The organism is Pseudoalteromonas arabiensis, from assembly GCF_001550155.1.
GTDB lineage: Bacteria > Pseudomonadota > Gammaproteobacteria > Enterobacterales > Alteromonadaceae > Pseudoalteromonas > Pseudoalteromonas arabiensis.
On sequence record NZ_LRUF01000024.1, the window covers coordinates 499,706 to 513,328 of the forward strand.

The window sequence follows — 13,623 nt, forward strand, 5'->3', positions numbered from 1 at the left end:
GAATCTATGACCTCAAATATTTATCTTCAGCGTACTCTTGAAAATGATGAGCAAATTTATGCTGAAGATGAACTCTTGAGTGTCTCTAAGTGCGTAATTATTTTAGCAGAACCAGGAGCAGGTAAGACTGAGTTTCTTAAAAGCTTAGCAAGTAAGGCTAATACTAACCCAGTCACTGCTAGCAAGTACTTGTATTCTAGTAAATTATTTAGGGATTTTCTTGTTATAGATGCCTTGGATGAACTATCCAAGATTGACAACTGTGGTATACACAAATTATTAGCTAAAGTCATAGAGTCAAAACCTGAAACTTTAATAATATCAAGTCGCTCAAGTGAATGGAGCAGTGACTCAACACAAGCAGTTATAGAGTATTTAGAATGTGATCCTTTGGTATTAAGGCTGAGGGAGTTTAATGAATTAGAACAAAGGAAGATTTTTGATCACCACTTGCCTGATGAAGATTTTGATAATTTTTATACAGAAGTATCACGCTTTAATTTAGATGTTTTGCTTCCGAACCCCCAGTTTTTGAAAATGTTTGCAGATGCCTACATTGAAAGTAATCGAAAATTTAAAAGTAAAAGCTCTATCTTTGAAAAAGCAGTTGAGCACTTAGCTAAAGAGCTTAACCCTTCGGCAAAAAGAAGAACTGGAATAGATTTCCCGTATAAGAAAAAAATAGAGCTCGCTTCAGAAGTATTTTCTAAAACTCTTTTATCAGGTGCTGAAGGAGTAAGTGTTAGTGATTTATCAGAGGAATACTTATACCCCAATATCAATGCACTAATAAGAGAGGGCTTAGATCTATCGAGCATTATAGATTCTCGCTTATTTAAACTTGCAGATGATGTTGATCAGCATCGAGCTGTTCACAAGATTATTGCTGAATATTGTGCCGCCCAGTATTTAGTAAAGCGAATACAGAGTAATCAAGATCCACTAACTTTAAGAGTTTGTAAAACAGTAATAGCTTCAAATAATATTGTTCGTGATGAATTGAGAGGAATGCTTGGTTGGATGGCTACTCTCGGCGGGTTAGCGCTACAACATGAAATTATAAAGCTTGATCCTTATGCTGTGCTAGCTAATGGAGACCCCTCACAACTTGATCGCTCATCTAAAAGGTTGCTTTTATCACAGTTAACACAAATTGAAAAAAATGACCCGTATTTTAGAAGAGGTGATTTTTGGCGGCGATACAGTACAGTTAGTTTTTTTGATAAAAATATGGCTGAAGATATTAAGCCAATTTTAGAAAATAAAAGTGATGGGCATTTACGAGACTTAGTATTAACTATAATCAAAGAATCTCAGGTTATTGAGCACTTAACCCCCAATCTCATAAACATACTATTCGAACCTAATGAGAGATTAGATACTCGAAGGCTTGCTATGGAATGTTTGTTTTCGCTTGTTGATGATATTAAAATACTCGAAACATTAATATCTGAGTCTAGTAATACCTCTCTAAACATCGCAGCTAAAGGGATTGAATTCTTAGGTGCTAATTCTATTGATTTAGGCATACTAAAACGCTTCTTTCGAGCATGTTCAAATCTCTACCCTACTGAAAAAACCTCACTAGATGATAGACGGTTACAAGGCAATCGATATTTCATCAATAAATTGGTATGGACTTTAAGTGCTGAAAATACAGAACGATTATTAAATTTTTTAACCGATGAGTTAACTTGCAGTTGTGGTAAAGAGTACTATGAATGTTTTTGTAGAGACGGGATAAGCAAGCTTGTAGGTAAATTGCTCAATCATTACTTTGATATTACTAGCCTCCCTTATAACCCAGAACAGATATGGGGGTGGCTAAAAAACTTAAATTATCACAGGGACGAAAGTGAAAACTTCTGTAAGTCTGTAAAAGCAATTAGAGAAAATAAAGACTTAAGACAAGGACTTTTTAAAACCGCTTTTTCTGGTATAACTGAACGTAAAAAAATCTACAATCTTAAACAAAGTAGGTTTGAACCACATTGCGGTGCGCATTCTGGATTATGTTTTTCCGTTGAAGATATTGAATACCTAATCAATTTAGCATTTGAAGAAAACAATTTAGAACTGTGGTCAACTTTTATTACGAGGCATTATTACTTCCAGCATAATAAGCTCAAGTTGAATAATCAGATACGCAGTATCATGCGTAAACAAGCTAATCAAAAGCTAGAATTTATGCGAGAGTGGGCAAAAGCAAATAATACAGATTACTCTATTGGATTACAGATACGAAAACGAAATTCGAAGTTTAATAGACTAGATAGAAAGAACAAAAAATGTGAGAGCCAAAATCGTGCAGACAACATTAGCTTTATCCAGAGAAACCGCGCTTTAATCGAATCTGGAGGGCATTTCGGGTGGTTAGTTAATTTTTCAGAGTGTTTGTTATTTGAACCTGAAAATATACAAAAAGAGTTTGGTGATTAAGAACTAATGAGAACTTCATTAAAAAACTGCACTAGCCTGATTGCTCCCGATGTACCTAACTTACAGAAACTTGCGGAGTTGAGGAGTCAATCGCAGAGGTTACATGTTGAAACAGTTTTGTATGCTTTGTGCTTAGAAACAATACGTATGGAGGGAACTCTAGACAATATTAGTAAGCAAATACTTTCTGCTGTGAAAACTAGATGTAATACTTATTATGACGCAGTAACTGAAGATGAACGTGATCTTCTTAAGTGTGAAATTGATCGTTTGTTATTTCCTGATGTAACTTCCAAAGAGAGTTACTTAAAAGAGTATGTTGAGCCTCAATTAGACAGGTTTAAATGCGAACACCCCGAAGTAGAAGTACTAAGAGACGATGAAATATTTAGTGATTTTAAAGCCAATTTACCCTTAGAGTGGTTAAACAAGTATTCTGGCCTGAGCTATTATGTGTTGGATATTTTATTTGATTTAGCCGTTCATTATGGTGATGAAGAACAGCTTAAAGATTTGATCTTAATTCGTTGCGATGAATGGCTGGGTCGAATTGAATCACCTCATATTGATAAGCCTGAAGAGAAAATCATACAATTCTGGTTTTTAAGAGCTTTTTATTTTTTGAATTTATGCGATTCCCAAAAGCTTTTTTATTTCCTTACTCAGAAGAAAAGCTCAATATTTTTATTCGAGGGAATATCAAGTAGTTTAAACTCAGGAAGTCGCGATACTTTTCCAAGTTTATCTAGCGATAAAATATATCTATTATTAGATCGCTTTATTGAAGATTGGCCACAAGTTAACTTGCCTTCCTTTTATGGCACCTCTAGTCCTGACGGAGAAAGAGCATATCGATTTCTGGTTGATATATCTAGGCAAATTGAATTGGACGCTTCTGAGAGAACAATTCATATTATTGAACAGTTAATTGAGGACTCTCGTTTTCAAGTTATGCGCCAAAATCTTAAAAGTATGAGAGCAAATCAAATTCGTGCTTTAGCTTTGAGAAACTTTATTCCTCCGAATATCTCAAAGGTTATAGACCTTTTGGATAATTGTGATGTTGTTACTGTTGAAGGACTTAGAGATAGAGTTTTGTATGAGCTAGATAAATATCAAAAAGATATTAAGGGTGGGGAGTTTAACCCAGGAAATCGTTTTTATTCACAAGGAGGAGTTCGCCTTGATGAAGTTAGCTCAGTAGAAATTATTGCAGAGTATTTGAAGCCTCGCTTAGAAGCAGACAGCATAGTTATCAATGCAGAGCATCAAACAAAAGATAAAAATAGAATTGATATTACTGCTTCCAAAGTAATGGATGGTATTCGAAGATTACTTGTGATTGAAGCTAAAGGGCAGTGGCATACAGAACTGTTTTCAGCAGCAGGAAACCAACTGGCAGAAAGATATTCAATTCATCCTGACGCTGAAGGACAAGGTATTTATCTTGTTATTTGGTTTGGGGCTGAAGAAAAGGTAGCGAATAGAAAGCAGCATGGCTTGAAAAGCGCAGATGAACTTAAAGTAAAATTAGAAAATGACTTACCTAAAAATCTTGTAGGGCTGATTGATATATTTGTTTTAGATGTTTCAAAAGATTAATTTCTCTTTAAGCTTGACCTAAGTATTACTTTTAATCTAAACCTAAACTAAGATTTTCTTAGTTTAGGTTGGCGATGCATTTTTTAGTTCAAACAAAACCTTATCCTGATGAGGCGCTTGAAAGCTATTTGCTAAGGCTTGCAAGTGATAACTCATACAATGGCTATAGTGAGCTTGCTGATATTTTGTGGCAATGGCTTGCAGAGCAAGATCATGATCTTGAAGGTGCGTTGCCGTTAGAGCTTAGCAAGGTTGATGTTTATCATGCTAGGCAAGCGAGTAGCTTTAGAATAAGAGCGCTTAAGTTGGTTGCTCAATTAGCAGATGTAAATGCTGGTGACATTCTTGCACTTGCTTGGCGGCGCAGTAATTTTAAATTTGGCAACCTGGCCGCAGTAAGCCGAAATGAACTGACAATTCCCCTTGAGCTACTTCATACTGATAACATACCTGTTTGCATTGAATGCTTGTCTGAGTCTCCATATATTCCTTTTTATTGGCATTTAAAGCCCTATAAAGCATGCCACAAGCATAAAATGCAATTAACCTCACAATATAGGGAATGCCATAAATTAATTGATTATAGAGCTTCTGAGGCGTTTTTAGAGTGTGGCTGTGGTTGTAAACTAACCAGTAGTGAACAGTTAAACGATGCAGACTTTAAAATTGCATCTGCGCTTGCAAGTAGTAACAGCCAAAAAATAGTGGGGTTGGTATCGTGGTTTGCGAAGGCTAAACAACTTGATGTAAGCGATGCAGACTTTAACTGCGCTTTTGTTGATTACTTTAGTACTTGGCCTGATGGCTTTACCGTTGAATTAGATTTACTCACAAATAATGCGCGGCTCAAACAGCTTAACCCTTTTAATAAAACTAAGTTCAACTCTGTGTATGGCGATTTAATCCGTGATGGTCAAATTGCTGCAACAAGCAACCGTAAAAACAGAGTAATTGATGAGATTATTAATTACTTTGTCGAATTAGTTGATAGTAACCCTAAAGCTAAACATCCAAATATTGCAGATTTACTGTTTTGTACTTTTGATGCCGCAGTATTATTAAACACTACCATAGAGCAAGTTTACAGGCTTCATCAAGAAGGCTTTTTAAACTGTGCTTATCCACAAAAAAAGCACGAACAGCTCAGAGCTGATAGCCATGTATTTTATTTACGCCAGGTAATTGAGCTACAGCAAGCATTCGCAGCTGAAAAGCCTCAAACAAAAAAACAATTTATAGCGCCGTGGTAACTTATGGACTTACAAGATGCATTTGCAATTGAATCACTAAAAGAAAAAACCACAGCCCTTAGAAAGTTGTTTGCTCCATACATGCCTCATGTTGCGGTAGATGGCTTTGAAGAACAAGCTCTCGTTGTGCTCATTAATCTTGTTTATAAGCGAAGTGAGATTGATGATTTAACAAGTGTAAGAACTGCTAAAAGTGTATTATGCGATGAAGTGTTATTGAGTAAGTGTATTAACGAAGTCAAATGGTTTCATACTCATAATTTAAAATACCCAGATATACGAGTAAGCCATCAACGTTTAATTAGTGCAGTTGTAAGTGAAGATATTGCGGGTATTTGCAGTCGGTCATTACCTTTTAGTTTTGGCTGGTCGCACAACAGTGCTGAAATTAATCATGCAAAGCTATTTTTAACCTCATTTACTTGGCAAGATGAAGTGACTTGTTTAGCAAGGCTGTTAATTAATGAAGAGCCTGTTTGGATTAATTTAATAAGAGCATATGGGTTTGCTAAAAAGGCGGTTTTAGACATCGCGGGCAAAATGAAACAGCTGTTGCCAGTGGCAGAGTTCCCATTAGAAGTAAGCTCTTTTTCACCACAATTACAAATGCCATTTCAGCAAAGCTACCTTGCGGTTACGCCTGTAGTAAGCCACGCAATGCTGGCTAAAATTCAGCAATTAACAACAGAACGTAAGTTAAATTTTGCTTTAGTTGAGCACTCAAGACCTGCCAATGTTGGCGATTTAGCAAGCTCAGTAGGCGGCAATATAAGAGTGCTGCGTTACTTTCCTAAAACATATTCAAAGGCTATTAACCGATCCAAAGTAGCCAATAATGATATTGAGAAAGCATTTAAAATTCGTGCGCTATTAAGTAGTCAATTTCAACAGGCGCTTTTGGTATTGGTTGGTATTAAACAGTTTAATACGTTAAGGCAAAAGCGATTAGCGCGAGTAGCGGCTATTAGGCAAGTACGTGTTAGCTTGCAGTTATGGCTTGATAACATTCTTGAAGCTAAAAATAACACTCAAGGGCAAGCTTACCCTGAGTGGACAAAGCATTACTTAGATCAGAGTATTACTAACTGCATTAGCCAATTTAGTAACGTACTAAATGAGAGCCTTGGTAATTTAAGTAAGCTCAAACGCTTTGCGTATCACCCTAATTTAATGGAGCTGTTTAAAGCGCAGTTAAACTATGTGTTTACTCATTGTGTAGCAGAAGAAGAAACATTAAATGATGAGCAGGTAGTATATGTACATTGCCAAGATATGCGAGTGTTCGATGCTGAAGCAATGGCTAACCCGTATATTCAAGGTATGCCGTCACTTACTGCTTTAAATGGACTTGCTCATAACTTTGAGCGTAAGCTAAAAAGCTTTATAGACCCTTCAATAAAGTGTATCGGCAGTGCCATTTACATTGAAAGTTATCAATTACATACAGGTAAACCATTACCTGAGCCAAGCAAGTTAAAACAAGTTGCAGGGCGTAGTCATGTAATAAGATCAGGAATTATCGATAAACCTAAATGCGACATAACACTCGATTTAATATTTAGGCTTTTTGTACCAAATACTGAGCTGTTAGATAAGTTAAATAGTCAGCTTATAAAGCCCGCACTACCATCTTCGTTTGCAGGTGGCACTATGCATCCACCTTCGTTATATCAAAATATAGACTGGTGTCATGTGTATAGTAAACCGAGTGAGCTCTTTAAAAACCTTAAAGCAAAATCGTCAAATGGTAGTTGGTTATATCCTTCAAAAAAAGTAGTTAAAAGTTTTGAACAATTAATTGATGCCCTTAACGGTAACTTTAATTTACGACCCGCTGCAATTGGCTTTGCTGCGCTTGAAGAACCCATAAAGCGAGGTGGAGCATTACATGAGAACCATTGTTATGCTGAGCCCGTAATTGGGTTGTTAGAGTGTACTAGCAATACGTCAGTTAAGTACGCAGGGGCTAAGCAGTTCTTTCATGACGCATTTTGGGTTATGGATGTTCAAAAAGAGTCTATGCTTATGAAAAAGTCTAAGTTTGAGTATGAATAATGCAATTACCTCGGCACTTAAGTTACACGCGTTCGCTCTCACCAAGTAAAGCGGTTTTTTTTTATAAAACACCAGAGTCTGATTTTGAACCGTTACAAATAGAGCAAAATAAATTAGTTGGGCAAAAGTCAGGGTTTGGCGATGCGTATCAAAAGCAAAATGTGGCTAAAAATTTAGCGCCACAAGATCTCGCTTTTGGTAACCCACAAACAATTGATGTGTGCTACGTGCCTCCAATAGTAAATGAGCTATTTTGCCGTTTTTCACTAAGAGTTGAGGCTAATGGTATTGAGCCACATGTTTGTGATGATCCTAAAGTTATTTATTGGTTAAAACGTTTTTTTGAAACCTACAAAAAACACAATGGCCTTAATGAAGTTGCAACTCGCTATGCTAAAAATATACTGATGGGCAACTGGCTTTGGCGTAATCGTCAATCACCGAATGTTGATATTGAAATACTTACTGAACATGCAGCCCCGATCATCGTTGAAGGTATACAAAAGCTAAAGTGGCAGGGCAATTGGCAAAATAATCAAACAGCACTAATAACATTATCAGAAGTTATTCAAGAAGGGCTTAGTAACCCTCAAAATTATTGTTATTTAGATATAACCGCAAAAATTAAAAATGCATTTAGCCAAGAGGTTCACCCAAGTCAAAAGTTTGTAGATGCTGTTGAACAGGGCATGTCATCTAAACAACTTGCGTACACCCAAGTGGGCGATAAAAAAGCAGCAAGTTTAAACTCACAAAAAGTAGGGGCGGCTATCCAAACTATTGATGATTGGTATGAGGGAGGCTACAAACCTTTACGCACTCACGAGTATGGCGCAGATAAGCAAATATTAGTTGCACACAGAACACCTAAGAGCCATTCAGACTTTTATTCATTACTCCCGCGCATTGCTTTGCATATTAAACACATGGAAAAGCATGGTTTAGAGCAAGGTGAAGAATCAGACGCAGTTCACTTTATTGCGGCAGTGCTGATCAAAGGTGGCTTATTTCAAAGGAGCAAAGGTTGAAGCGCTATTATTTTAATATTACTTATTTACCCAAAAATTGTGATGTAAACCTTCTTGCTGGCCGGTGTATTGGCATTTTGCATGGGTTTATGAGTTCACGCGAAATTAGTAATATTGGTGTGTGTTTTCCTGAATGGAACGAGCAAACCATAGGTAATCAAATAGCGTTTGTATCGACAGATAAAAAACAATTAACCAACCTATCTCAGCAAAGCTATTTTGAGATGATGGCTCATGATAAGTTATTTGGCTTATCAACAATACTCGAAGTACCAACAGAGCAAAATGAGGTTATGTTTATTCGCAACCAATCAGTAGCCAAAGCATTTGTTGGTGAAAAGCGAAGGCGATTAAAGCGAGCTAAAAAACGAGCTGAAGCTAGAGGTGAAGTTTACAACCCTGAATATCAATTTGAGGCAAAAGCCATAGGCCACTTTCATTCAATACCCTTATCAAGCAAAGACAACGGAGAAAATTTTATACTTCATATACAAAAAATTGAAAATGCTGAATCCATAAAAAATCAATTCAACAATTATGGCTTTGCTACAAATCAAACATTTCAAGGCACGGTGCCCTCTTTGAATCCCCTTTTTTAATTTTTTAATGAGTTATTTGATTGATTAAAAATAAGGGTAAATAATTTAAATTCGTTTAACAGTTTGGTATTTATAGAAATTTAAACTATTTTTTATAGTGAACTGCCGAGTAGGCAGTTGGAAATCTATTACTGAAATCATACACAGTGCAGACAGCGTGAACTGCCGAGTAGGCAGCTGGAAATTCAAGCGCATTGGCAATAGTTGTTATGTGGATGTGAACTGCCGAGTAGGCAGCTGAAATTAGGCCAGGAATTGAACAACCACAAATTGTGACTTTTAACTGCCGAAAAGGCAGAGGCTAAATAAAAAGACCCCAGCAAACGCTGGGGTCTTTTTATTTAACTTTAATTAAGGTATGAGCTATTTTTTGTTATCACAGATAATTTTACCCTTATCATCTAAGCCATAAAATTTTTCGTTACCGCTCAGTTTTTCAAAATGCTTAGAAAAATCCTGTTCTAGGTTAGAGTTTATAGCTTCATCAAAATTATTCATAAATACAGCTTGTTCAGCGGCGCTAAGATCATCTACCGAAAGTCGACCATCTAATGCAGTTTTTACATTTTCGCAATCGAAATTCGCCGATTTATCTTTGGTGTTGCTGGTTTTTATTGTTTTAGCCATATTAAACTCCCAAAATATAAAAGATGATGTTATCTAACCATAACGTAATTCTAAAAATTTGCGAAGTTCGGCTATGAGCGAAGTCCGGACATTGAAAAAGTTAAATTAATTCCCGCTTTTTTGAGTTGGAGTCTAATTTTGTCCAATAACATTATTAATCGCCGCTTTGGTGCAAAATAACAAGCTTAATTCCTAGCTATTTTAATTACTTGTTTACAAAGGTAATTATTGGTGAAATTATTAGGGTTGTAATATACGTCGTTCTGGTGTGTTATAAACCACCAAAGTGGTGTTCAATAAGCTGTTATACCTAGTACTGAGAAGTCGACTAATGTCATTTGAAAAAATACCTTCTGTTCTAAATTACACCACCGGGTTTCCATTAATGCTTGGACTTCAGCATTTTGAGAGCTTGAAAAAAGTCCGAGTCGCAAGCCCCGATGATAAAGTTTCTGTTACAAAAGCTAATGGAGAAAAGATCACAAACTTTGGCGTGACAGCTGGATACCATCATTATTTTATAGCCACAAGACCACGCTGCATGTTTGTAAATGACACTTTTGGTTGGGATGTAGAAAAAGGAGTTGGGGCTGGTGAAATTGAGTTTGAAACCGGATACAAAAAGTACCTAAAAATTCCATTTAAGATTTCTCTAAATGGTAAATCTCCCTATCCTTTCCCTGCTCAAGGAGAAGACTTCAAAAGTCATAAAGACATAGAATGTTGCCGCGTAGAATCTAGTGAAGAGGGTTATCCTAATCGTTTGTTGTTTACATCAAGTAGCGGAAATATGTATGGTTTTTTTCTTGAGCCTGATCTTTTACACTTCATCGAGTTTGAGAATGACTTAAGTAACGAAGATCTAAACTTTCGAATTGAATATATTGGAATTTCTACAGGTAAAGATGGAAATAGAGACTTTGCGGACAGGCTTTGGAATCATGAAAAAGTAAGAGAAATAAGCGGTTATATTCAAAGAGACTACCCTAATCGTCAGGTTTACATTTTTGGCTACCAATCTCAGTATTCAATAGAGCCATTTCCTGGTCACTTTATAATAAATAGCCAAATAATTGAAACCCAGTGCGGCATGAAACCTTGGGCTGAGGTATTAGAGGCATCCCTGATTAAATATTTTCAGCCTACTTACAATGTTCAATTTATGGGTTTTTTAGATACGGAAAATCCTGCATGGTTGGAAAAAATCAAGGAGATCTTGATTCCTTCTTGGGAGTTTGACAGACCTAGGATAATTTCAGCATCTTTTTTCTCAGATAACTCATTAAACCCCAGCGGTAATTGGTTTTTTGGTGGTTTTTATACTGACTTTCAGAAAAGCATAAAAGTTAGTGAGACCATTAATTTATTAATTTAAAAGGTATAACAAGTTGCTGCATTCGGAAAAGTCATTCGCTACGCTCATGATTTCCGGTGAGCAAGGCGTTATATTTAAAGGGAGGGTTGATGCGTAAGTTGTTAATTTTAATTGGAATAGCGATAGCTATTCCATTAGCTACTCCTCTTTTCATAAATTTATATATTACTTATGTGCCTGGGTATCAAGTAGGCTCTATTGATGGTTGGCTTGGTTTTTCAGGTGGTTTTTCAGGTGGTTTTTTGGCGTTCATTTCCGCTTATGTTTTATTTATAAAACAAAAATCACTATCTGAAAGATGTTGGCTCACATGGCATATTGAGAAGAACTGCTCGGAAAAAGAATCGGAAACCTATTTGTCAGTTGTTTATATGGAAAATCATTCTTCCGAACGTTTTTTTGATTGCTCTAAGAGAAGTGTAAGTCAGTGGGAGCCATATGGAGTTGCCATTGTAACTATAAAAAATGTGAGTAAAAATTATGCTCGGAAAGTTAATGTTGAGTTAGTGAAAACGATTAAAAATATAAAGCCAGTTGCTCATCGAAAAGGTGAAAAGAAAATAGGATATTGGGAGACCTTATCTGAGTTGGCACCTGATGAAAGTTTTGATTTCGTTCTACATCTAGACCCTAAGCTTGTTAATGATAATGGTTTTATAACATTTAGAATAGAAAGCACAGGGCTTTCTGATGTTACTAATGTACAAGAAAAAAAATTACATTTTCGAGATGGTAATTTCGAAATAGGTAATTAAACATACAACGCTTCAACGAAAGGACGCAAGGTTTAAGTACGCTGTCCACTATGCATCATTCATCACTAAGGAAAATCAATGTCACTAATTATGGAAACGCCAGCTAATATCGATGAGCTTGTTAAAAATGCCAATTGTAAACATGATTGGAAAACTCGATTCTCAGCGTTAGAAGAACTAAAAAAGTATGATTGTCAAAAATCCCGAGATGTTATAACTAGATTGGCTTTACACGATAAAGTTTTCAAAGTTAAAGAAGAAGCTGTTCGAGCTGCTCAAGCGTTGGGTATTACTAAAAATGGAAAAGCAATCAGCTTAGGCAAAAAAGATATCGGATTTAAACCTAAAGATATCACTAAACTATTTCTTAGAGTTAAGCGTGAGAAAAATATAGAAGAGTTTGACCTTGAACAATTCAAAACAGGGTTTAAAGACATAAACCCTGAAATGTATGACGTACTTAGCACTCACAAAGAAAGTAAGTTTGACGCATGGGTTGAAAATACATTTAAAGGGTTACCCAAAAAGTAGGTATGCTAATAAGTACTTCAAACGGCTAACCCCGTTTTAGTGGCGTTGAGGCTGTAGAATTACTCATTTTTAAGAAAAATCGCCTGTTTTATGGGGCCAAATGCAACAAATACATTACCTAATGCTTTAAAAACGCTTAGAGTTAATTATAGGAGCCCGTTTTTTAATTGAGTTTGGCTGTTGGAGTTATTCTACAGTCTCGTTATTTGTAAAGAATGCTTGGGAGTAGAGTCATACTCCTCCCAACAACCGTCCGGTCGGGTTGCTACCACCAAAGCATGACCGGTTTTAAACCTAAATATGGTAGCAAAGTCTGAGCCGTCTCTTTCCCGATCCAACATGAGACTGAGGCATTGTTAAAGGAGTGAGTCTATGACAAAACCTACTTTGGCGGGTTCAGCAAGCTTGCATCTTCGGTTAGGTGCTTTTGGTGTATTGTTTACAGCTTTGTCTGTGGCATTCGTACCAGCTGTTGCGTTCGCGTTGACACTAGTAGCATCAATTGTACTAGCCAAGCTGTAATGCTTAGGTGCGTATTCAGTTAGGCTGGCGCGCCGCCCTCATTTTACAAATCACAAGCGCATAAACTACTTGAGCGATAATAAAGGCAACTATGAATAAAAAAGAAGATTGGTCAGTTTTGATAGGTCTTACTGAACAAATAAAGCAATGCGATGCTCAAGGATTAGTTACTCCAAGTATTGCTATGAGTTTTATTTGTATCGATGCAATGGCTAGTCTTGCTAGGCCATCAGGTAAAAGTAGAGTTACGCGCGCAGACTTTATTGGCTGGTGCGATAAGTACTTAAAGTCGAATACTCAACAACAGTATCAATATTCGGGGAAAGATGTATATGCTGCTAGATGTGCGTTACTTCATACTTATGGCACAACAGCTGAATTACATGATAAATCTGATATCATGAAGTTCTTATATCATGATTGTAATCATCTTATGCATCAATTATACGCAGAAGAAAATACGGTTGTTATCTCTACTAAGTCATTGGTTATCTCTACTAAGTCATTGGTTATCGATGTTTGCACCGCCGTTGATAGTTTTATAGCTGAGTGTACTTCAACCGCTTCGCTTGGTGATTTAGTTGTCAGTCGACTTGATGAAATAATTACAGTGGTTCCGTATTCAGCACATAGTTAACAAGCTGTTAATAATGGGGTTGCCAAAGACTATAATTGGCAGTATTTTTATGTGGTTGGCTTCATAAAGCCTGTATTTGGTAACTTTATGCCATTATAAGCTTCAATATTATGCCAGCTTACACTTCACTTGCTACGCTGTAGCTCAGTAAAAGCATATGTTCTTATGCCAACTTATACTTCAAACAACATGGGTTGTCGTTT

12 protein-coding genes are annotated in these 13,623 nt (G+C 36.4%); 11 read left to right on the forward strand and 1 reads right to left on the reverse strand.

The features are described 5' to 3' along the window. The first annotated feature begins 6 nt into the window (after positions 1-6). The 6 genes from PAARA_RS20845 to cas6f all read left to right on the forward strand — a co-directional run bounded on the left by PAARA_RS20845 (position 7) and on the right by cas6f (position 8,973). Positions 7-2,439, forward strand: coding sequence for an NACHT domain-containing protein (locus tag PAARA_RS20845; protein ID WP_245219969.1), 2,433 nt, complete (start codon positions 7-9; stop codon positions 2,437-2,439). 6 nt (positions 2,440-2,445) lie between these two features. Beyond that, on the forward strand, positions 2,446-4,041 hold the full coding sequence (locus PAARA_RS20850) for a hypothetical protein (RefSeq protein WP_245219971.1): 1,596 nt from the start codon (positions 2,446-2,448) through the stop codon (positions 4,039-4,041). 74 nt (positions 4,042-4,115) lie between these two features. Next, positions 4,116-5,291, forward strand: a complete 1,176-nt coding sequence (locus PAARA_RS15510; RefSeq protein WP_062569903.1) for a TniQ family protein — start codon at positions 4,116-4,118, stop codon at positions 5,289-5,291. 3 nt (positions 5,292-5,294) lie between these two features. After that, positions 5,295-7,346: a type I-F CRISPR-associated protein Csy2 gene (locus PAARA_RS15515; RefSeq protein ID WP_062569904.1), complete on the forward strand. Its 2,052-nt coding sequence runs from the start codon at positions 5,295-5,297 to the stop codon at positions 7,344-7,346. Next, positions 7,346-8,374, forward strand: coding sequence for a type I-F CRISPR-associated protein Csy3 (gene csy3, locus PAARA_RS15520; protein ID WP_062569905.1), 1,029 nt, complete (start codon positions 7,346-7,348; stop codon positions 8,372-8,374). Before PAARA_RS15515 ends, csy3 begins: the two co-directional genes overlap by 1 nt. Then, positions 8,371-8,973, forward strand: coding sequence for a type I-F CRISPR-associated endoribonuclease Cas6/Csy4 (cas6f, locus tag PAARA_RS15525; protein ID WP_062569906.1), 603 nt, complete (start codon positions 8,371-8,373; stop codon positions 8,971-8,973). Before csy3 ends, cas6f begins: the two co-directional genes overlap by 4 nt. Before the next feature lie 363 nt (positions 8,974-9,336). Here the strand turns inward: cas6f and PAARA_RS15530 are convergent, their stop codons facing one another. Continuing rightward, the gene (locus PAARA_RS15530) at positions 9,337-9,600 is read right to left on the reverse strand and encodes a hypothetical protein (protein ID WP_062569907.1); all 264 of its coding nucleotides are present in this window, start codon (positions 9,598-9,600) and stop codon (positions 9,337-9,339) included. A gap of 331 nt (positions 9,601-9,931) precedes the next feature. Here PAARA_RS15530 and PAARA_RS15535 point away from each other — a divergent pair, with 331 nt between their 5' ends. From PAARA_RS15535 to PAARA_RS15550, 5 genes are all read left to right on the forward strand, one after another. Then, complete coding sequence (locus PAARA_RS15535) at positions 9,932-10,975, forward strand: hypothetical protein (protein WP_062569908.1); 1,044 nt, start codon at positions 9,932-9,934, stop codon at positions 10,973-10,975. A gap of 89 nt (positions 10,976-11,064) precedes the next feature. Further along, positions 11,065-11,730 carry a hypothetical protein gene (locus PAARA_RS15540; RefSeq protein ID WP_062569909.1) on the forward strand — a complete coding sequence of 222 codons (666 nt, stop codon included), beginning with the start codon at positions 11,065-11,067 and terminating at the stop codon, positions 11,728-11,730. 78 nt (positions 11,731-11,808) lie between these two features. Then, positions 11,809-12,261 (forward strand): HEAT repeat domain-containing protein, encoded by a 453-nt coding sequence (locus PAARA_RS15545; protein ID WP_157066215.1) that lies wholly within the window; start codon positions 11,809-11,811, stop codon positions 12,259-12,261. A gap of 372 nt (positions 12,262-12,633) precedes the next feature. After that, positions 12,634-12,783, forward strand: a complete 150-nt coding sequence (locus tag PAARA_RS20575; protein WP_157066216.1) for a hypothetical protein — start codon at positions 12,634-12,636, stop codon at positions 12,781-12,783. A 184-nt stretch (positions 12,784-12,967) separates the two neighbouring features. Continuing rightward, positions 12,968-13,420, forward strand: a complete 453-nt coding sequence (locus PAARA_RS15550; protein WP_245219973.1) for a hypothetical protein — start codon at positions 12,968-12,970, stop codon at positions 13,418-13,420. Positions 13,421-13,623: the final 203 nt, after the last annotated feature.